This window comes from Flavobacterium sp. FlaQc-48, assembly GCF_044007335.1.
In the GTDB taxonomy this organism is placed as follows: Bacteria; Bacteroidota; Bacteroidia; order Flavobacteriales; family Flavobacteriaceae; genus Flavobacterium.
Genome location: NZ_JBIPCR010000004.1, coordinates 141,975 through 162,210, shown reverse-complemented (window position 1 = coordinate 162,210; position 20,236 = coordinate 141,975). Strand labels below are relative to the sequence as shown.

Here is a 20,236-nt window from a genome sequence, read left to right as displayed (position 1 = left end):
TAAGAAAACAGGGTTGTGAAAAAACAGACCATTTGGAAGTAATTTAGCATCAGAGAATTACAGATTATTAATCTAAAAACAAATGTCATGAAAAAGATTTTAAAATTAAGTTTAGTATGTGCGGTACTTTTTTCAGGATTAAGTACTTATGCAATTGACGGGAATGAAGATTTTAATCTTCATGTATTAAAAGCTAACGGAAAGCTGATCACATTTGCCCTTAATAAAGTGCAAAAAGCAAACCTGGCCATATATGATAAAGACGGTAGTTTAATTTATTCTGAAAGTGCTTCAGGCAAAGAAGGAATTTTGAGAACTTTTAGCCTGGAGGAGTTTCCAGCCGGAACTTACTTCTTAGAAATTGAAGATAGTGTAAAAAAAGTGAGACATGAAATTACCATTACAGATGATGCTACATCATTATCCAGAAAAGCAGTTTCATCAGTTTACAAAGCAGGAGTTTCTGCTAAAAATACAAGTGTGGCAGCACGCTAAAAAAATTATACTGCATACAGTATAAAATGAGGTTAGATAGTTAGTAAAAAAACTTACGTTTTAAAACAGCTCTTTGTGGTTATTGAGCTGTTTTTTTATGCGCTGTTCTGAACTAAAGTTTTTAGTAAAATTATTTTTAGAAAACTATTCTTAATAAATCTAAAAAGTTGGTTTACAAACCATTAAAAAATCATTACTCCAAAACATCCATAAGCCCAGTAATTACGTACATAGTTCAGGTAAAACGCACAAAGATCTTTAATTCAGCAATTTAGATGCTAAAAAAAGCACTTTTATTGCATAAAATTAAATTTCTATTTGTAGTTTTGGGCGTTCCAAAAATAGTAATTAACAATTAAAAAAAACATGACAAAATTTACAAGAATGGGCTTAGTTGTTGCCGTATTTTTAACAACAATCTTTACGTATGCAATTGATGGAAAAGGGGATTATATTTTGAATATAAAAACCGGAAACGGAAAAGTAGTTAGCTTTAACTTCAACACCGTTGAAAAATCAATTTTTACTATCTACGATGAAAATAATAATTTAGTGTACACTGGCGAATCTGCTACTAACAAATTAGAGATTTCAAAAACAATAAGTTTAGAAGGTTTTCCAGCCGGAACTTATGTCCTGGAAGTAAAAGAAAATGGTAAAGTTGCGAAACACGATATTGCGGTTTCTGCTAAGAAAACAAAAACTGTTAAGTTAGACGAATCAGTAAACGAAAGTCCTTCGTTTCGTCGTTAATTGTTTTTTACATTAAACGAAAAGCATCAGCCCCGGCTGGTGCTTTTTTGTTTTAGTTCAAAATTTAAATTTCGCCTTAGGCGGTGGTACATACCCTTCGTTCCATTCTAATTCAATGTATTTTGAGGCGTGTTCCTGCATATCAGAAAAATTATCCAGTAAAATCGCTGATCCTCCATCTTTTACTGCATCTTTTACCATTTTAAACGTAAGATTGGCCCCTCTGGGGTCTTGTCCTGCCAAATCAAATACGATGTCCTTTGTTTTTGATAGAGTCACATATAAATTCAGGAGTTTTCGCTGGGTTCCTCCCAATTTATTCATTTTAGTTTTTCTCGTAACGTATTTATCTTCAAATAATTTTACAAGAAAAGGGTTTGTAAGATCTACGGGGTTTTTAAGATATCTGTTTACAGTCGAAGGAAAAAAAACAGCTCTAAAGTTTGATTCCCTAAAAAAATCAACAAAAGTCATTTTTTTATGTACGGTAACATTTTCATGTTTTATATTTCCGCAAAAAATGTTTTTAAGATACATCTCCGCATCATAGAAATAACTTCCATTATAGACAAACAAAACAACGACTTCGCCTTCCCGCAAAACAAAAGGCGGAACATAAAAAGCAGCTGTTTTAATTCCTTTATTTTCTAGTACAATACTCATTATAACTTCAGGATTTGGTTTAAAAGATACAATAAAAAATTCTCCGAAAGATTGCTTTAAAATTGAAAAGCACCAACCGTGGCTGATGCTTTTTTATGAATAAACTTCTTAAGGAATATTATTTCCCCTGAAGCAATTTTTCTAAATATTCGTTTTTGTCTTGTTCTGCTTTGAGCAAACGTTCGTAAAGTTTTTTATTTTCTTCTACCGCTTCCATTAATTTGTCTAACGGATTGAAAGTGCAATTGTGTCCGTTTCCATTTCCAAAATTCATTTGACTGTCTTTTGTATCAGTAAAATTATTGAAATAATTAATTGCCAATTCTTCCGAAAAATTCTTAATGGCTTCAACCGTTACACCAAGCGCTTTTGCCACTTCGATAAGCCTTTCTTCTTCTACAGTCTCGCTGTTTTCAATAGCAGATATCGTTTGCTGGCTTATGCCCAAAGCCTGTGCCAAAGCTTCCTGTTTCATATCACGAAGTTCACGAATACGGCTTATTTTTCGCCCTATATGATTTGGTTTTGTTAGTGTGCTCATAATTCAAAGATAATAATTAAGTGTGAAAAACTTCAACTGGTAAAAAACTTATTTAGACTGTTCAGATACCAGCCAAAACGGTTTGGTACGATACAATCTGTTTATTACTTCGCCGAATCAAACAAAAGTACAATTTTTCTTATAATAAAAACTAATTGTAGCTGATTAACAAATAAAAATATACGCCTTATGGAAACCAATGAAATTAAAAAATTAGAGAATCTTAGAAAATTAACCACCAGATATTGCAATACTCTAACGCCTTCTACAGATCAAACAGGAACCTATACCGCCCAGATTAAAATGGTCAATTATTATGAACTTGGCTGTACCATTACCGAAATCATAAAATTATGTATCGTAGCCTTAGAGCAAGACGCACATCAAACCTCAACTACCATTAAATACTCCCCTATTAATGTAGCGCTCGTTTTAGAAATGGTGTTGGAGATGTTTCCTCTGGATGAATTTGAGTTGATAACCGAAGTTAATAAGGTGTTGGTTTGAGATTCTGATATTTAATAGTTAAAAGTTCTTATTAAGTTTTTGGACTATTTTTCATCTGCTGGCACGAGCGCAATGTCATTAAGTTAAGCTTTTTTATAATTATGAATATTGGGACCAAGAGTTTAAATGTGCCGTTAGGCACTAAATATCGGTAGTTAATAGGAATGGGAATAAATGTAGCGTGCCGTAGGTACGCAATAATTATCATTTTGTTGCGTACCTACGGCACGCCAATGTATTTCTAATCTATATTAACTACCGATATTTAGTGCCTAACGGCACAAATTGTATGCTTTCAAATCTTAATGGGCATAAATAATATGATTGTCTATTTTAGGCTGTTTCAAACATCTGAAATCAAAATTCGTTAGTCAAAAATAGTAACTATTTTATCTTTTTTCCCTTAACTTAATGACATTGCGCTCGCGCTAGCAGTGGGATTAATTTATTCCAATAAAAAAGGCTATTCTTCTGCTCGCGCGAGCGTCCCGCTCGTGCGCATCAGCTTAATTTCAATGCTGTTATATAAAATTTGGGTTCACGAGCGGGACGCCAAAAGTGTTCGAAACCTCAATAAATAGGCTGAAAGCCCTAAAAAGCAATAGCGTAGTGCAACGCACTACGAACTAAATTAATCTCTATCATTGCCCTGAAAGGGTAAAAGCAAATAGACAATACAGATTCTAAGAATATGTAACTTGTTAGAAAATAACAATATATAATAAAGATTTTCTTTACGGTAAGGCTTTCGCCCTTACAGGGCTAAAACAACAATCGTTTTATATTCATAGTGCTTTGCACCATGCTATTGCTAAGGCTCTTTCAGAGCAATAGGTTTCGAACACTTCCACCGGGATGCTAGCGCTAGCGAAGAGTATATTATTATCTTAAAAAAATTCCAATTACAAAAAAACCTCCCATTTCTGAGAGGTTTCCTTTAAATCTATAAAACAGTAAAATTCTACATATTCCTTCTATACTGCCCACCCACTTCAAACAATGCAGAAATAATCTGACCAAGCGAACAAACCTTTTCTAAAGCAATCTCTTTAAATCATCTATTGTATTATCTAACAAATGCGGAATCTCATTTTTAACAATTTGAGAATAGTTAACATCATATCCATTGAATAAATCTATTGCAATGCAATTCTCAGGACTAATTTTAAATTCCTTAGAATAGTTTGCGTCTAAATATCTATACATAATTTCAGAAAACATTCCCAATTCCCCTTGTTTAAAACCATCCTTTTTTACAATAAACCATACTGCTCCAATTTCTTTAAAATCAAGATTATTGTATGAAAATATATGAGTTGGTTTTATTTCGATTACAACTCCATTTAGAGTAATTAAAGATTTAGAATTAGAATTTTTATGAAAATTTAATTCTTCGGTCGGCTTTAGATGCTGATAATCAAATTCCTCAAATATGTGTAAAATATCAATATTCTTTTGAAATCTATCCTTTGTTCCTTTCTTTTCCGTTTGATCAATTTTAGTATATAAATAATCTATCTTTTTTTCAATAAAACTTGTATCATCAGTTTTGAAGATATAATTTATTGCACTTACACAACTAACCCAATAATCTCCTCCTCCATCAGACTCTTTAACTTCAGCTTTATTTATACTATTTATAAAACTTAATTTTGCTTTATCAGATCTTCTTCTAAAATCAATTAATTTGTTTAACGAAATCTTCTCCATAGCTTAACTTATTATTAATTAGCAAATTAAGCCTTACATTTCTTATTCAAAAATTTAGTCGTTATAATGTAAAAATACTCGATGAAGGTATGATAATTAACAAAAAAACGCATTTGATCAAATAGTCAAATGCGTTTCAAAATCGTTAAATCTAAAAATATTTACATATTCCTTCTATACTGCCCGCCCACTTCAAACAATGCCGAAGTAATCTGACCCAGCGAACAAACCTTTGTAGCTTCCATTAAATGGTCGAATAAGTTTTCGTTTTTAATGGCTGCTTCCTGTAATGTATTTAAATGCTCGTTTACTTGTGCTTCGTGAAACTGGTGTAAATTATCCAGCATCGTGATCTGATATTGTTTTTCTTCTTCGGTGGCGCGAATTACTTCTGCCGGAATTACCGTTGGAGAACCTTTTGAACTCAGGAATGTGTTGACACCCACAATTGGGAAATCTCCGTTGTGTTTCAGGGTTTCGTAATACAAACTTTCTTCCTGAATTTTAGAACGCTGGTACATCGTTTCCATTGCGCCCAAAACTCCGCCACGTTCTGTGATTCGGTCGAATTCTTGCAGAACGGCTGCTTCTACTAAATCGGTTAATTCTTCGATGATAAACGATCCCTGAATTGGGTTTTCGTTTTTCGCCAGACCTAATTCTTTATTGATAATCAACTGAATTGCCATCGCACGACGTACAGATTCTTCTGTTGGTGTTGTAATCGCTTCATCGTAAGCATTGGTATGCAATGAATTACAGTTGTCGTAAATCGCATACAATGCCTGCAAAGTGGTTCTGATATCATTAAAATCAATTTCCTGAGCGTGCAACGAACGTCCTGAAGTCTGAATATGATATTTTAGCATTTGTGCTCTTTCGTTGGCTCCGTATTTGTTTTTCATGGCTTTTGCCCAGATTTTACGTGCCACACGACCAATAACCGAATATTCAGGGTCTACTCCGTTGGAGAAGAAGAACGATAAATTAGGTCCAAAATCGTTGATACTCATGCCACGGCTTAAGTAATATTCCACATAAGTGAAACCATTAGAAAGCGTAAAGGCCAATTGCGTAATGGGGTTCGCTCCTGCCTCTGCAATATGATATCCTGAAATCGAAACCGAATAGAAATTACGAACGTTTTTAGTAATAAAATATTCCTGAACGTCTCCCATTAATCGCAAAGCAAACTCGGTAGAGAAAATACAGGTATTTTGCGCCTGATCTTCTTTTAGGATATCGGCCTGAACTGTACCACGAACCTGCGATAAGGTTTTGGCTTTAATATCGTTATAAACCTCCTGAGGCAAAACCTGATCTCCGGTAACGCCCAAAAGCATTAATCCTAAACCATTGTTTCCTTCGGGTAAATCGCCCTGGTATTTAGGGCGTTCAAGTCCTTTGTCTTTGTATATTTTGTTGATTTTGGCTTCAACTTCTTTTTCTAATTCGTTGGCTTTGATGTAATATTCGCATTGCTGATCGATTGCCGCATTCATAAAGAAACCCAACAACATTGGCGCCGGGCCATTGATGGTCATACTTACAGAGGTTAAGGCATGTACCAGATCGAAACCTGAATACAGTTTTTTGGCATCATCCAGACAGCAGATCGAAACTCCGGCATTCCCGATTTTTCCGTAAATATCAGGACGAATATCAGGATCGTTTCCGTACAACGTCACACTGTCAAAAGCAGTCGAAAGTCGTTTTGCCGGCAATCCCGCGCTTACATAATGAAAACGTTTGTTAGTTCTTTCCGGTCCGCCCTCGCCAGCAAACATTCTTGACGGATCTTCGCCTTCACGTTTAAACGGATATAATCCTGAAGCAAACGGAAATTCTCCCGGAACATTTTCCTGTAAATTCCAACGTAAAATATCGCCCCAGGCTTCATATTTAGGTAAAGCTATTTTTGGGATTTGTAAATGCGATAAACTTTCAGAATGGGTCGCGATTTTAATTTCTTTGTCACGAACCTTAAAGCTGTAAACCGGATTTTTATATTTGGCTACTTTCTCATCCCAACTTAGGATGATTTCCCAATTGTACGGATCTAAGTCCATTTTTACTTTATCAAACTGATTTAGTAAAAGATTTAAAAAGATTCTGTTTTCGTCATGTGCTTCGGTTGCACCTGGCAAAACAGTCGAATCGTCGATTCCTGCTTTATTAATCTGCGGAACTTTTCCTGAAACCGATTCTATGGTTTTAAAGATTCCGTATAGTTTTTGTGCTACTTTTTGCTGTGAAAGGGCACTTTCATCATAAGAACGGTTGTTCTCTGCGATTTCAGATAAATAACGGGTTCTGTGAGGCGGAATCACAAAGATTTTCTCGCTCATTTCTTTGGTAATCTGAAAAGTCGATTTCAGTTCAGATGCTGTTTTCTCGACAATCTTATCCATGATTGCTTTGTACAGCGTGTTCATTCCCGGATCGTTAAACTGTGAGGCAATGGTTCCAAAAACCGGCATTTCGTCCGGATTTTTATCCCATAAATTATGATTGCGCTGGTATTGTTTCTTCACATCACGAATGGCATCAAGAGCTCCTCTTTTATCAAACTTGTTTAAAGCAACTAAATCAGCAAAATCAAGCATGTCGATTTTCTCCAATTGTGTTGCCGCTCCAAATTCCGGTGTCATTACATATAAGGATACATCAGAATGGTCCATAATCTCGGTATCAGATTGTCCAATTCCCGAAGTTTCCAGAATAATCAAATCGTATTTGGCTGCTTTCAACACCTGAATGGCTTCGGCAACATATTTAGACAATGCTAAATTAGACTGACGTGTCGCCAAAGAACGCATGTAAACACGAGGATTATTTATGGCATTCATACGGATTCTGTCTCCTAAAAGTGCTCCTCCCGTTTTACGTTTCGAAGGATCGACAGAAATTAATCCGATTGTTTTTTCCGGAAAGTCAATTAAAAAACGACGAACCAGTTCATCTACCAAAGATGATTTTCCTGCTCCACCCGTTCCTGTAATTCCCAAAACCGGAATTATAGAATTGGTATTATTAGTATGTATCTGGTCAAAAACCGGTTTTGCAATTTCGGGGAAATTCTCAGCCGCCGAAATCAATCGCGCAATGGCTGTTGGAATTTTATTTTCGATATGATCGATTTCTCCGTTTAGTTGATCTCCTATTGGATAATCGGATTGTTCTACCAAATCGTTGATCATTCCCTGTAAACCCAAAGAACGCCCATCATCGGGAGAATAAATTCTCGTAATACCATATTCATGCAGTTCGGCAATTTCGCTTGGGAGGATTACTCCGCCTCCGCCACCAAAAATCTTGATGTGCCCCGCTCCTTTTTCATGAAGCAAATCATACATATATTTAAAGTATTCGTTGTGTCCGCCCTGATATGATGTCATGGCGATCGCATTGGCATCTTCCTGAATAGCGGTATTCACCACTTCTTCAACACTACGGTCATGTCCTAAGTGAATTACTTCGACTCCCGTTGACTGAATAATACGACGCATAATATTAATCGCTGCATCATGTCCGTCAAAAAGAGATGCTGCTGTGACAATTCTTACTTTATTTTTAGGAATATATGGTATTTGTTGTTCCATTTTATGAATATGATAATTTTAAGGGAGCAATTTACAAAATATTATAATATTTGTTCCTCCTTATATCTTTTTGTTAACAAAAAAAAAGAATCTTTTTTTCTCTACGGGGGTAACATTTTAAATAGCTGGCGTATTTATCCTATATAAGTCTTATAGAAATGTTAGCAACATGGTAATCTTGAAAAATTTAAATAAAATACAACAACTTGTTTTTCAGATACCTAAAGTAATTTAGCATGGTAGAAAAGCCCCAAATTTTTACCATTAAGTAATAAACGTAAAAATTTAAAAAAATGAAAACATTGTATCCATTCACCCTAATTTTAAGCTTGAGTTTTTTTGTATCCTCTTTCAGCAGCATTGAAAATGATCTTGTTTCGTATAAAAAAACTGCAACTATTGCGACCGTTTACAACCATTCAGATAACAATAATATAGAAGAAATTTCAAACGACTTCTTTAAAAGATATTCGGATTTGAAAAAATATAAATCTGATGTCATGTCATTATACAAAAAAAGAACGCTGGGAACTATATGGTTTGATGAAGATAATATCAATGAATTTGGTTCTGTATTATATGAAAAAGCAAAAAAAACAAATGATTTAGTTGTTCCTTACCAAAAAGAAATTGACGATCTTTTCTCGTCCTCAGAAACAAAGCTATCCAAAACAGATGCAGATATGCTTTTAAGTTCATTATATATTGCTTACGCCAAAAAAAGCAATTCAGATGCCGGGAAAAAAGTATCTTATGACGCTATGCTGACAGATTTTCTAAATTACAGCACTATCGAAGAAGCCACCGCTTCAACAGCTGAAAATGTTAAAGTAGAATATGATCAATATTACAAATTACAAGACGTTCTGAAAAAATATAAAAAATTAGACCACTCTAATAAATGGAAACCTATTGTTCCGGAAGAAACACCTTATAAAGATTTACGCCCGGATGCTGTTTCAGGCACTATTGCCCAGGTCAGAACCCGATTGTTTTTATTAGGGGATTTAAAAAGTGATTCTAAAAGTAATGTTTACGACCGTGAATTGATGGATGCGGTAATGAAATATAAAGTTCGTAACGGTTTTAAACCGAACTACATTCTTGCAGAAGAACACATTAAAGAAATGAATGTGCCGCTTACGGATAAAATGGAAACCTTACAACTTAACATGGAAAGATGCCGTGCTATTTCGGCTCAGATTGCCAGTAGCGATGAGTATGTTTTAGTAAATGTTCCTTCGTATGAATTAATCTATGTTAAAAACGGAAAGGTGCAATTGACCTCTAGTGTATTTGTTGGGGCGCCACTAACTAAAACAACCATTTTTAACAGTGAAATTGACCGAATTGTTTTTAGCCCTTACTGGACAGTTCCGCAAAGTATTGTGAACAATGAATTGAAAAGTAAAATCGCTTCAGATAAAAATTATCTGGCCGAAAAAAATATGGAAATAGTAAATGGTCAGGTAAGACAAAAACCGGGTCCGGACAATTCTTTAGGATTGGTGAAATTTATGTTTCCAAACCCGGATGACATCTATTTGCACGATACTCCGTCTAAAACTTTATTCGATTTTGAAAAAAGAACTTTTAGTCATGGTTGTATCAACGTAAAAATGGCAAAAGAACTAGCTGTAGCCATGCTTAAAGATTATCCGGAATGGACTACCGCTAAAATTGATAAAGCGATGGAAGGTAAAACAGAAAACAGTTTTAAATTAGCTAAAAAAGTACCTATTTACATCACTTACTTTACTTCGCTGGTCAATGAAAATGGCGAAATTGGTTTTTTTCAGGATGTTTATGAGCGAGACAGCGAATTAAATAAAACGCTTTCTCCAAAAGCTGAAGTAGTAACGAATTAATACCCTTACACTAAAATATTCTTATGGCTTGTTTCTTTATTGAAGCGAGCCATTTTTTTTAGCGCGGTTCTTTTGCCCGGATTAACATGGGATTTCTGTTCCAAATTGCTTTAAATTTACATTATCCAGTTTTCCAATCTAAAAAATTCATTTGTATTTCAATTTTAATTCATAGTATCTTTCTAACTTTAAACTCATTTTAAAATACCCCTTTTAATTATGGAAGAAGATTATTATCAGCCTAAAAGAAGTTGGTGGGACAGAAACTGGAAATGGTTTGTGCCAACTGGTTGTTTAAGTATTTTAGTCATTTTTGGTTTATTTATAGCCAGCCTCTTTTTCGGGATAACCTCCATGATGAAAAGTTCTGATGCTTACAAAGAATCCATGACTATTGTAGCACAGAATAAAACAATTATAGAGAAACTGGGAAACCCAATTGAAAATGACGGAATGGTGTCCGGCAGTATCAGTACCAGCAATAATACAGGGCACTGCAATTTACAAATTCCCATAAAAGGGCCAAAAGGCAAAGGAACTTTGTTTGTGATTGCAGAAAAAAGAGGAAAATGGAAATACAGTCAAATGTCTGTTTACATAGAGAAAACGGATGAAGAAATTGATTTGTTGCAGAAATAGAAATCATTTAAACTTAAACACTATGCCTTTACGCCTTTCCATTTTATTATTCCTGGGGTTTACTATGTGCTGTTTCCCGCAAACGATCCCACAAAAACAAACCGAAAGAAAGAAAACAGAAGATCATTATATTAACATTTTGTGGCTAGACCAAAACAACAAACTCCGGCTCAACGAAGATTATCTTAAAACCCTGACTGATCCACAACGCGCAGCTTTGGGCTATATCGCCACTGATATTGGCAATGAATGCTATTGGGACGGGGATCAAAAAGAGGATGAAAGTAATTTAAAATGCCAACTTATCTGGGCTTTAAATTTAGGGTATCAATGTTCTGATACGCATTTATCTTTTTTGAGAAAGTGGTTTAAAGAGGACCAAAATGTTTTACAGCGTTTAGAAAATTGTAAAAGAACAGTATCTTCTTCAAAAATCCAGGATCGATTTATTGGAATTAAAATGGCTACCAATAAGCAAACTATTAAAATTATATATACGGCCGCTGGTTCTGATAGTCAAAGTCAACAAGAATGGAGATGGGCAGAAGAATCTGAATATTCCTTTACCGCAAACGCAATTAAACAAATTCATCGAAAAAACATTAACGGAAGTTTTAATTAAAATATCATTTAGTAAAAAATGAAATCACTCTTATTGTATTTAGTTTTTCTTCAAAGTCTTTTCACATTTGCTCAATCCGACACTAAATATCAAATATATACCAATAAAATAGTTCAGTTTTCAAAACCTGCCAGAGTTTTATACCAAAATATTGATGCAACCGGAAACGGTTCTGTCGAATTCACTAATGCCAGAAAACAAGTACTTCGTTTTCGAGTACTCAACAAGAAATTACAAATACAACATGGCGGAATCGCCTTTCAGCTTTTTTACTATCAAAATGATTATTTGCAACGCATTGAAAACTTTGATGTTAATGGAAAGCTGGCAGGGGAAAGAGAATCAAAAAACGAAGCTGCCGTAACGTTTACAATTGAAAAGCCTGATTTATATTTAAAGAAAAAGAAACTTATTGACGCTGCCGAAGGCAACATTGAGCTAAAAGAGGATCACAACGAAAAAATTATAAGGGTAGAATTGTACGATCAAAATAATCTTCCGATAAGAGAATTTCAGCCTGCCTATATCTCCAGCAAGACCTATTGGAATTATAATGTCCGAATGTATTGGCCGTAGCCTCAGATCCTCAGTTACTACAGGTTCTAAGCTGCTGTGTGGTACAATATGACTTGTTTCCATGAAAATGAGAAAAGTTAATTTTTATCCTGAAAATCCATTAAAAACAATAATAAGAACAGATCGCAACCCCAATGTTAATTTTGGAACAAATTGTTTGCGCTCCCAAAAGAAAATTGTGGCTTTATTTTTGAATAAGTAGTATTTTTGAAACTTATATAAAACCTACCTATGAAAAAGATTTTAATTCTGTCTCTTCTATTTGCTCTAAGTTCTCATGCTCAGGTAAAAGAAACTTTAGCTCAAAAACTATCCAAATTATCTACTCAAATTTCAGGAGTTGGCGGCGTTGATATTGCATCCGGACTAAAAGAAGCTTTAAACAAAGGAATTACACAACAAGTAAGCAAACTGACTGCTGTTGATGGTTTTTATAAAAATGAAGCCGTAAAAATTTTAATGCCCGAAGAATTACAAAAAGTTGACGCTACTTTACGCAGAATTGGACTTTCATCTCTTGCTGACGAAGGTGTAAAAGTACTAAATCGTGCTGCCGAAGATGCCGTAAAAGAAGCAACTCCAATATTTGTTTCGGCTGTAAAAAACATGTCGTTTACCGATGCCAAAAATATCCTGTTAGGAAACGAGAGTGCTGCAACCAGCTATTTACAAAAGGGTACGACTACCGCTTTGTACGGAAAATTTAATCCGGTAATCAAAACATCTTTTGAAAAAGTGGGTGCCGATGTTGTTTGGAAAAACATCATTAACAAATACAATGCAATCCCGTTAGTCAGAAAAGTAAATCCAGATTTAACTGATTACACAACCAATAAGGCTTTGGAAGGTGTTTTTAAAATGATTGCCGTTGAAGAAAAAGACATCCGTACCAATATCAGTGCACGAACTTCGCCTTTATTAAAAAGCGTTTTTGCACTGCAGGATAAAAAATAATTTTTCCACTAAGGTTCAAAGGCTCAGAGTAACAAAGGCACAAAGCAGCCTTTGCAACTTTGAACCTTTGCGGCTTATGACTAACCAAAAAACTAAAGCTTAAAATGCAAAAAATAACCATTCTGATTCATTGCAAAGACCAAAAAGGGATTATCGCGGCAGTGACGACTTTTATTGCAAAAGTAGAAGGAAATATTACCTATATCGACCAGCATGTTGATGTAGAGCAAAATGTATTTTTTATGCGACTGGAATGTGAATTCATCAACCATACTATTAGCATCGAATCTATAAAACAAGACTTTACACAAACGATCGCAACAGATTTTAATATGTCCTGGGATATATACAATCAGGAACAGAAACCTAAAATGGCATTGTTTGTATCTAAATACGACCATTGTTTATTTGATATTTTAGGACGTTACAGTGCCGGGGAACTAAATGTGGAGATTCCGGTAATTATAAGCAATCATAACGATTTAAGATCGATTGCAGAACGATTTGATATACCCTTTCACTGCGTGCCTTTTACAAAAGACAATAAAGAAGAAGGCGAAGCCAAACAAATTGAATTACTAAAAAGATACCAGATCAATTTTATCGTTTTGGCGCGTTACATGCAAATCATTACGCCCAATCTTATTGCGCTTTACGAGAACAGGATTATCAACATTCATCATTCGTTTTTACCTGCTTTTCCGGGAGCAAAACCGTATCATTCAGCTTTTAAGCGTGGTGTGAAAATTATTGGCGCCACAAGTCATTATGTTACGGCCGAATTAGACGAAGGCCCAATTATCGAGCAGGATATTGCAAGGGTTTCTCACATACATTCTGTTGATGATTTTATCATGAAAGGTCGCGATCTGGAACGTATTGTTCTGGCCCGTGCTATAAAATTACATGCAGAACGTAAAACAATGGTTTATAGTAATAAGACGGTTGTTTTTTCTTAGGTTCAAAGAGGCAAAGTAACAAAGGGACAAAGGTTTTTCTTTGAAACTAAAAAATAAAACCCGACAGATTTTAAAACCTGTCGGGTTTACTATTTAAGATCAGAGATAAAGGTTCTTTTAAAAACTTTGAGCCTTTGGCTTTGAGCCTTTGAACCTTTTTATCGAACGACAATAGACAATCTTGGATCACTAAAGTTATTTACTTCATCCATCGTCATTCCCAAAGCATTTGCAACACCTTCTCCGTATGCCGGATCGGCTTTGTAACAATTGCGAATGTGTCTTACCTGAATAAATTTCTGGGCTCCTCCTACCTGTCCCGCAGTATTTTTAAACAATAATTGTTTTTTCTCGTCGGTTAGTAAGCGGAATAATAAACCTGGTTGTGTAAAATAGTCATTATCATCATCCCTGAAATTATGCGCATATGCATCGCCATGGAGTGCCAATGGTGGTTCTTTAAATTCAGGCTGTTCCTGCCATTCGCCAAAACTATTAGGCTCATAGTGTTTACGGCTTCCATTATTTCCGTCTACACGCATAGCGCCATCTCTGTGAAACGTATTATAAGGACATCTGGATGAGTTTACAGGAATCTGATAATTGTTTACCCCTAAACGGTAACGGTGGGCATCTCCATAAGAAAACAAACGTGCCTGCAGCATTTTATCCGGTGAAAAACTAACTCCCGGAGGCACATGTGCCGGATTAAAAGCGGCTTGCTCTACTTCGGCAAAGTAGTTTTCAGGATTTTTATTCAATTCGAATTCTCCAACGGGAATTAACGGAAAATCACCTTTTAACCAAACTTTGGTCAAATCAAAAGGATGGAAACGATAAGTCGCTGCTTGTTCCTCAGTCATGATTTGAATAAACATTTTCCATTTTGGAAAATTTCCTTCTTCAATGGCATCATATAAATCTCTTTGATGGCTCTCACGATCACCACCTACCAATTTAGCGGCTTCTTCATCAGAAAGGTTATCGATACCTTGTTGTGTTACAAAGTGAAATTTCACATAATGCCTTTCGTTCTGCGCATTCAGGAAACTAAACGTATGGCTTCCAAATCCGTGCATTTGTCTGTAGGATCTTGGAATTCCGCGATCACTCATTACTATTGTTATCTGATGTAAAGCTTCGGGCAATAAAGTCCAAAAATCCCAATTGTTATCAGCACTTCTTAAATTGGTTCTTGGATCACGTTTTACGGCATGATTTAAATCCGGAAATTTCATTGGATCACGAAAAAAGAAAACCGGAGTATTATTTCCTACCAAATCCCAATTTCCTTCATTGGTATAAAATTTCAGGGCAAAACCACGAATATCTCTTTCAGCATCAGCTGCACCTCTTTCACCTGCAACAGTTGAAAAACGCGCAAACATTTCTGTCTTTTTACCAATTTCCGAAAACAAATCGGCTCTTGTATATTTGGTGATATCATGAGTTACAGTAAAAGTTCCGTAAGCTCCTGAACCTTTGGCATGCATTCTTCGTTCCGGAATTACCTCACGATCAAAATGTGCCATTTTTTCTAAAAACCAAAAATCCTGCAATAAAACGGGTCCTCGCGGACCTGCTGTTTGAATATTTTGATTGTCCGGAACAGGGGTTCCTGTTGCAGTTGTTAATTTTTTGTTTGAATCCATATTGCTGATATTTAATGTTTTATCAAATATAAGAAGATATATTTACGATATTAATAAACAAAATTGATTGTTATTATATTTTAATAACTAAAAGTTATTAAACGTTGCAGAAAGCTCAGAATCCACTATTAAAAAATCTTAACTTATGTTCAACAAAGTAATAACAAAACCTTAACAGCAAAACATTCATATATGTTGGATCTTTGTAGTGTAATAAACTGGTTATTTATTATTTTGGTTTTGGTTAGTTAAATGATGCCGGCGTCTTCGAGATGCCGGCATTCTTTTTTTATGGTAATTTTTGTTTTTTTTGTTTCAGGTTTCAGGTTTCAGGTTGATTTACTTTGAGTATAATTTTACTGCAAAGATTCGCGTAGTTTTAGCAGCGTTTCCCAAAGTTTTTTTATTACAATATTTTACACACAGCGCTTTGTGAAACGCTGCGAAAATCCTTGTGGCACTTTGTGGCAACAACACAATCCAACAACCTGAAACTTGAAACCTGAAACTTGAAACCTGAAACAAAAAACGTGAAACCTGAAACCAAAAAATCTACATTTTGGATACAACTACACGAGATTTAGATACTTTATAAAAGAAATACCCACGGATCTTTGCCTTATAATTTTCAAACTAAAATTAACAAACGAAGTTATGGGTACAATCAAAACGATTAAATTAGGAAATCAGGGACTTATTGTTCCCAATATTGGTTTGGGCTGCATGGGAATGACCCAAATTGCCGGTGCTGATATTTATGGTAAAGCCGATGAAAAAGAAGCTATTGCTACTATTCACCGCTCGCTTGAATTGGGCGGCAACTTTCTAGACACCGCAGATCTGTACGGACCATTACACAACGAAAGATTAATTGCAAAAGCGATCAAAGGCAATCGTAATGGTTATAGTATTGCTACTAAATTTGGCTTTGAAATTGACGATAACGAGCAACTGACCTGGAAATTTAACGGTAAAAAGGATTATGTGAAAAAAGCGGTAGAGCGCTCACTTAAAAACTTAGGAACCGATTATATTGATTTGTATTACTTACACCGCCTTGATCCTGCTACGCCAATTGAAGAAACCGTTGCCGCTATGGCTGAATTGGTTAAGGAAGGAAAAGTGGGTTACATTGGTTTATCTGAAGTTTCTTCAGACACGATTCGACGAGCCCACCAAATTCATCCGTTGACTGCTGTACAAACCGAGTATTCTTTGTTTGAAAGAAGCGTCGAAGAACTTTTGATCTTAGATACCCTGGATCAACTGGAAATTGGTTTTGTAGCATATTCTCCACTTGGAAGAGGTTTTATATCCGGAGCTATTAAAAGTCCGGATGATTTTGCAGCTGATGATTTTAGAAGAAGCCTGCCACGTTTTCAGGGGGAGCAATTTGAGAAAAACATTCAACTGGTCAATGAAATCAGAAAAATGGCCGAAGAAAAGCAGATTACAGCTTCACAATTAGCACTTTCGTGGATTGTCGCTAAAAATATTTTACCCATTCCGGGAACAAAACGTGTGAAATATGTCGAAGAAAATATCGCAGCGGCTCAAATAACATTAACCGCAGATGAGATGCATCGCCTGGAAAAAATTATTCCGTTGGGAACTGAAACCGGAATGCGTTACGACGAAGCTAATATGGCATCAGTAGATCAATAAAATTACTTAGGAAAAGGTATCTTTACGGTAGCTTTTCCTCCTTATACCTTTCTTTAAATATCCTATATATTGTATCATGAAAAAAGAAGCCCATATTCCGTATACGATTCATTCGATTTCAGAAATGCATGCCCTATTGAGAATTCCAAAACCGGAACATCCCCTTGTGAGTTTTGTCGATTTAAGTAAAATCAGCTGCCATTTTGATGACAATTTAAAAAGTGTGGTTTATGATTTTTATACGGTTTGCATCAAAAAAGGCTTTACAGGAAAAATGAAATACGGACAAAATTATTATGATTTTGACGAAGGTGTGATGACTTTTATGTCGCCCGGACAGGTTATTTCTACAGAAGTTTCTGTTGACACATCCGTATACGGCGCAATGCTGGTGATTCATCCTGATTTTATTCAGAACTACGCATTAGCCAAAAACATCAAGGATTACGGCTATTTCTCGTATGCGGTGAGTGAAGCTTTGCATCTTTCTGAAAAGGAACAGGGAATGATTACCGGAATCATGAAAAACATCGAGCATGAATATACTTCATCTATTGATGCTTTTAGTCAGGACGTGATGGTTTCTCATATCGAATTACTGCTTAACTACTGCAACAGATTTTACAACCGACAGTTTCTTACCCGAAAATCTGCCAACAATACTCTTTTAACCCAATTAGAAGCGTTATTGTCTGATTATTTTGAAAGTGATAAAGTACAGCAATTCGGATTACCAACTGTGGCCTATATCTCTGATGAATTGCATGTTTCTCCTAATTATCTGAGTGATATGCTGCGTTCTTTAACGGGACAAAGCACCCAACATCACATTCATAATAAAATCATCGAAAAAGCAAAAGAGTTACTTACTACCACCTCTTTAAGTGTAAGTGAAATGGCGTATCAATTGGGTTTTGAATATCCGCAATCGTTCAATAAATTATTTAAAAGCAAAACCCATGTTTCACCTTTAGAATTCAGGAGTTCCTTTAATTAAATTTTAAATAAAAGGGGATGTTTTATCGCAAAGCTAAATCAATACAAAGCTTTGCGAACTTCTCTTTTTTATAAAAACGTAATCCTAAAAAAACTTTGCGGACTTTGCGGTAAAATGATATTCAAAGTAAAGAAAACCTAAGACTAAATTTTAGTTTTTCAGTCTTTCGTGAAGTATTTTAAAGTACGGAAAAGCCTTTAACAATCGGCTGCCGTGCCAGGAGAACATTTCGCCATCGACGAAGATGGTTTTGGCATGATGTGTAAAACGTCCAATTTCGAAAGCATCTTCTTCTTTAAACGGATAAGGCTCTGATGAAAGAAAAACAATATCAGGATCGCCTTCCAGACGCATTTTTTTGAGTTCAATTTCAGGATAACGCCCTTTGCTTTCGTAGATATTAGAGAAATGATTAAGTTTTAGTAATTCATTGATATAAGTATCATTTCCGGCCACCATAAACGGATTTTTCCAGATAAAATAAGCTGCTTTTTGTACCGGAATATCCTCAATATATTTTTTAAAATCGCTTAAAGCAAAAGTCAGCTTGTCATTCCATTTTTGAGATTCTGTCCTGCAATTGAAGAGTTGACCAAAATCTGAAATCATCTGAAAATTATCTTCGACAGTAACAATATTCGTAACCCAAACCGGGCAAATGGTACTTAATTGCTCCACTATTTCAGCTGTGTTTTCTTCTTTGTTACAAATGATGATATCAGGCTGCAGCAATTTTATCTTTTCAAAATGAATTTTCTTGGTTCCACCAACGATTTTCTTTGTTGCTTTTAAGTGATATGGATGTACACAAAATTTAGTGATTCCGATGATTTTATCTTCTAAACCCAAATCATAAAGCAATTCAGTTTGAGAGGGCACCAAAGAAATGATTCTTTTTGGAGAATTTTCAAAAGAATGTATAGTACCGAGCTGATCAATTAGTTGTTTCATGTTTATTTTGTTTCAGGTTTCAAGTTGTTGGATTGTGTGGTTTTACCGCAAAGTGCGTCAAGTTTTTTATCTAATTGTATGTTCAGTAAACACAAAGTTCGCTAAGCTAAATGAACATAAAGCTTTGCGAACTTTGCATTTTTATAAAATCACGAGGATCCAAAAAACTTGGCTCACTTTGCGGTTAAATATATGTTCAAAGTAAAGTAACTTTAAACCTGAAACTTTAAACTAATTATTTCTTCCATTTCCTGTTGAACCTTCAAAGCTTCTTCTCTTGCCTTTTCGGCAAAGTCGGTTCCTTTTGAAGCGTAGATAATCGCCCTTGCTGAGTTGACCAATAAACCGATTTGATCGTTCATTCCGTATTTGCAGACTTCGGATAAACTTCCGCCCTGAGCGCCAATTCCGGGAACTAATAAAAAACTGTCCGGAACAATTTTTCTGATATCGGCAAAATATTCTGCTTTGGTAGCGCCAACTACATACATTAGATTGTGGCTGTTTTTCCAGGTTTTAGACGTTTCCAAAACTTGTTTGTATAATTCTTTAGCTTCGCCTCGGGTTCCGTTTGTGGTTAAAGTTTGAAAATCAAAAGCACCTTCGTTAGAAGTCAATGCCAACATGATCGTATGTTTGTTTTCGAAAGCCAGAAAGGGCTCCACTGAATCCTTGCCCATATAAGGCGCAACGGTTACACTGTCAAAATTTAAATCTTCAAAAAAAGCTTTTGCATACATGCTTGACGTATTGCCTATATCACCACGTTTTGCATCGGCAATGGTAAAAATTTCAGGAAAATTCCCGTTGATATAGTTTATTGTCTTTTGCAAGGATAGCCATCCTTTTATACCATAGGCCTCAAAAAATGCAGTATTGGGTTTGTACCCTACTGCCAGATCATGCGTGGCATCAATTATGGCTTTATTGAATTCGAAAATAGGATCTTCGGTTTCTAATAAATGAGGCGGGATTTTGGTCAGATCGGGATCTAATCCAACGCATAAAAATGATTTTTTTAAAAGAATTTGTTCGTGTAGTTGTTGTGTAGTCATTCTTGATTTTTTAGTTCTTCTACTACA

Annotated in this window: 18 protein-coding genes; 11 read left to right on the top strand and 7 right to left on the bottom strand. The window is 35.3% G+C overall.

Features of this window, described 5'->3' with window-relative positions; all coding sequences use genetic code 11:
* The first annotated feature begins 87 nt into the window (after positions 1-87).
* Entirely contained in the window at positions 88-495 is a 408-nt protein-coding gene (locus ACHRWY_RS08210) for a T9SS type A sorting domain-containing protein (protein ID WP_395353776.1), read from the top strand.
* 366 nt (positions 496-861) lie between these two features.
* The gene (locus ACHRWY_RS08205; protein WP_395353775.1) at positions 862-1,248 is read left to right on the top strand and encodes a secretion protein; all 387 of its coding nucleotides are present in this window, start codon (positions 862-864) and stop codon (positions 1,246-1,248) included.
* Positions 1,249-1,305: 57 nt separating this feature from the next.
* Here the strand turns inward: ACHRWY_RS08205 and ACHRWY_RS08200 are convergent, their stop codons facing one another.
* Both ACHRWY_RS08200 and ACHRWY_RS08195 read right to left on the bottom strand, forming a co-directional pair.
* Positions 1,306-1,911: a hypothetical protein gene (locus ACHRWY_RS08200; protein ID WP_395353774.1), complete on the bottom strand. Its 606-nt coding sequence runs from the start codon at positions 1,909-1,911 to the stop codon at positions 1,306-1,308.
* A gap of 118 nt (positions 1,912-2,029) precedes the next feature.
* Positions 2,030-2,452: a helix-turn-helix domain-containing protein gene (locus ACHRWY_RS08195; protein WP_395353773.1), complete on the bottom strand. Its 423-nt coding sequence runs from the start codon at positions 2,450-2,452 to the stop codon at positions 2,030-2,032.
* 189 nt (positions 2,453-2,641) lie between these two features.
* Here ACHRWY_RS08195 and ACHRWY_RS08190 point away from each other — a divergent pair, with 189 nt between their 5' ends.
* Complete coding sequence (locus ACHRWY_RS08190) at positions 2,642-2,959, top strand: hypothetical protein (RefSeq protein WP_395353772.1); 318 nt, start codon at positions 2,642-2,644, stop codon at positions 2,957-2,959.
* A 1,035-nt stretch (positions 2,960-3,994) separates the two neighbouring features.
* Here ACHRWY_RS08190 and ACHRWY_RS08185 read toward each other — a convergent pair.
* Together ACHRWY_RS08185 and ACHRWY_RS08180 are read right to left on the bottom strand one after the other, a co-directional pair.
* Complete coding sequence (locus ACHRWY_RS08185) at positions 3,995-4,669, bottom strand: hypothetical protein (RefSeq protein ID WP_395353771.1); 675 nt, start codon at positions 4,667-4,669, stop codon at positions 3,995-3,997.
* A gap of 161 nt (positions 4,670-4,830) precedes the next feature.
* On the bottom strand, positions 4,831-8,271 hold the full coding sequence (locus ACHRWY_RS08180; protein WP_395353770.1) for a methylmalonyl-CoA mutase family protein: 3,441 nt from the start codon (positions 8,269-8,271) through the stop codon (positions 4,831-4,833).
* 293 nt (positions 8,272-8,564) lie between these two features.
* On the opposite strand from ACHRWY_RS08180, the gene ACHRWY_RS08175 reads away from it, so the two are divergent.
* From ACHRWY_RS08175 to purU, 6 genes are all read left to right on the top strand, one after another.
* Positions 8,565-10,139 (top strand): murein L,D-transpeptidase, encoded by a 1,575-nt coding sequence (locus ACHRWY_RS08175; protein ID WP_395353769.1) that lies wholly within the window; start codon positions 8,565-8,567, stop codon positions 10,137-10,139.
* A 219-nt stretch (positions 10,140-10,358) separates the two neighbouring features.
* A complete protein-coding gene (locus ACHRWY_RS08170; RefSeq protein ID WP_395353768.1) occupies positions 10,359-10,778 on the top strand; it encodes a cytochrome c oxidase assembly factor Coa1 family protein in 420 nt (139 codons plus the stop codon).
* A 22-nt stretch (positions 10,779-10,800) separates the two neighbouring features.
* Positions 10,801-11,400: a hypothetical protein gene (locus ACHRWY_RS08165; protein WP_395353767.1), complete on the top strand. Its 600-nt coding sequence runs from the start codon at positions 10,801-10,803 to the stop codon at positions 11,398-11,400.
* A gap of 18 nt (positions 11,401-11,418) precedes the next feature.
* Positions 11,419-11,976: a hypothetical protein gene (locus ACHRWY_RS08160; protein WP_395353766.1), complete on the top strand. Its 558-nt coding sequence runs from the start codon at positions 11,419-11,421 to the stop codon at positions 11,974-11,976.
* 231 nt (positions 11,977-12,207) lie between these two features.
* On the top strand, positions 12,208-12,930 hold the full coding sequence (locus ACHRWY_RS08155; protein WP_395353765.1) for a DUF4197 domain-containing protein: 723 nt from the start codon (positions 12,208-12,210) through the stop codon (positions 12,928-12,930).
* 104 nt (positions 12,931-13,034) lie between these two features.
* On the top strand, positions 13,035-13,889 hold the full coding sequence (gene purU / locus ACHRWY_RS08150) for a formyltetrahydrofolate deformylase (RefSeq protein WP_395353764.1): 855 nt from the start codon (positions 13,035-13,037) through the stop codon (positions 13,887-13,889).
* A gap of 158 nt (positions 13,890-14,047) precedes the next feature.
* Here purU and ACHRWY_RS08145 read toward each other — a convergent pair whose 3' ends face one another.
* Positions 14,048-15,541 carry a catalase gene (locus tag ACHRWY_RS08145; protein WP_395353763.1) on the bottom strand — a complete coding sequence of 498 codons (1,494 nt, stop codon included), beginning with the start codon at positions 15,539-15,541 and terminating at the stop codon, positions 14,048-14,050.
* A gap of 654 nt (positions 15,542-16,195) precedes the next feature.
* Here ACHRWY_RS08145 and ACHRWY_RS08140 point away from each other — a divergent pair.
* Together ACHRWY_RS08140 and ACHRWY_RS08135 are read left to right on the top strand one after the other, a co-directional pair.
* Entirely contained in the window at positions 16,196-17,206 is a 1,011-nt protein-coding gene (locus ACHRWY_RS08140) for an aldo/keto reductase (RefSeq protein ID WP_395353762.1), read from the top strand.
* A gap of 76 nt (positions 17,207-17,282) precedes the next feature.
* Positions 17,283-18,203 carry a helix-turn-helix domain-containing protein gene (locus ACHRWY_RS08135; RefSeq protein ID WP_395353761.1) on the top strand — a complete coding sequence of 307 codons (921 nt, stop codon included), beginning with the start codon at positions 17,283-17,285 and terminating at the stop codon, positions 18,201-18,203.
* 150 nt (positions 18,204-18,353) lie between these two features.
* On the opposite strand, the gene ACHRWY_RS08130 is transcribed toward ACHRWY_RS08135, so the two are convergent.
* Both ACHRWY_RS08130 and pyrF read right to left on the bottom strand, forming a co-directional pair.
* Entirely contained in the window at positions 18,354-19,154 is an 801-nt protein-coding gene (locus ACHRWY_RS08130; protein WP_395353760.1) for an ABC transporter substrate-binding protein, read from the bottom strand.
* Positions 19,155-19,366: 212 nt separating this feature from the next.
* A complete protein-coding gene (pyrF, locus tag ACHRWY_RS08125) occupies positions 19,367-20,209 on the bottom strand; it encodes an orotidine-5'-phosphate decarboxylase (RefSeq protein ID WP_395353759.1) in 843 nt (280 codons plus the stop codon).
* Between the last annotated feature and the right edge of the window lie 27 nt (positions 20,210-20,236).

Excerpts from the sequence above, each read along its gene's own strand:
- ACHRWY_RS08175 (WP_395353769.1), top strand. The coding sequence starts at position 8,565 with ATGAAAACATTGTATCCATTCACCCTAATTTTAAGCTTGAGTTTTTTT.
- ACHRWY_RS08130 (WP_395353760.1), bottom strand. The coding sequence starts at position 19,154 with ATGAAACAACTAATTGATCAGCTCGGTACTATACATTCTTTTGAAAAT.
- ACHRWY_RS08135 (WP_395353761.1), top strand. The coding sequence starts at position 17,283 with ATGAAAAAAGAAGCCCATATTCCGTATACGATTCATTCGATTTCAGAA.
- ACHRWY_RS08140 (WP_395353762.1), top strand. The coding sequence starts at position 16,196 with ATGGGTACAATCAAAACGATTAAATTAGGAAATCAGGGACTTATTGTT.
- ACHRWY_RS08180 (WP_395353770.1), bottom strand. The coding sequence starts at position 8,271 with ATGGAACAACAAATACCATATATTCCTAAAAATAAAGTAAGAATTGTC.
- ACHRWY_RS08190 (WP_395353772.1), top strand. The coding sequence starts at position 2,642 with ATGGAAACCAATGAAATTAAAAAATTAGAGAATCTTAGAAAATTAACC.
- pyrF (WP_395353759.1), bottom strand. The coding sequence starts at position 20,209 with ATGACTACACAACAACTACACGAACAAATTCTTTTAAAAAAATCATTT.
- ACHRWY_RS08200 (WP_395353774.1), bottom strand. The coding sequence starts at position 1,911 with ATGAGTATTGTACTAGAAAATAAAGGAATTAAAACAGCTGCTTTTTAT.
- ACHRWY_RS08160 (WP_395353766.1), top strand. The coding sequence starts at position 11,419 with ATGAAATCACTCTTATTGTATTTAGTTTTTCTTCAAAGTCTTTTCACA.
- ACHRWY_RS08195 (WP_395353773.1), bottom strand. The coding sequence starts at position 2,452 with ATGAGCACACTAACAAAACCAAATCATATAGGGCGAAAAATAAGCCGT.
- ACHRWY_RS08145 (WP_395353763.1), bottom strand. The coding sequence starts at position 15,541 with ATGGATTCAAACAAAAAATTAACAACTGCAACAGGAACCCCTGTTCCG.
- ACHRWY_RS08155 (WP_395353765.1), top strand. The coding sequence starts at position 12,208 with ATGAAAAAGATTTTAATTCTGTCTCTTCTATTTGCTCTAAGTTCTCAT.
- purU (WP_395353764.1), top strand. The coding sequence starts at position 13,035 with ATGCAAAAAATAACCATTCTGATTCATTGCAAAGACCAAAAAGGGATT.
- ACHRWY_RS08165 (WP_395353767.1), top strand. The coding sequence starts at position 10,801 with ATGCCTTTACGCCTTTCCATTTTATTATTCCTGGGGTTTACTATGTGC.
- ACHRWY_RS08210 (WP_395353776.1), top strand. The coding sequence starts at position 88 with ATGAAAAAGATTTTAAAATTAAGTTTAGTATGTGCGGTACTTTTTTCA.
- ACHRWY_RS08185 (WP_395353771.1), bottom strand. The coding sequence starts at position 4,669 with ATGGAGAAGATTTCGTTAAACAAATTAATTGATTTTAGAAGAAGATCT.
- ACHRWY_RS08205 (WP_395353775.1), top strand. The coding sequence starts at position 862 with ATGACAAAATTTACAAGAATGGGCTTAGTTGTTGCCGTATTTTTAACA.
- ACHRWY_RS08170 (WP_395353768.1), top strand. The coding sequence starts at position 10,359 with ATGGAAGAAGATTATTATCAGCCTAAAAGAAGTTGGTGGGACAGAAAC.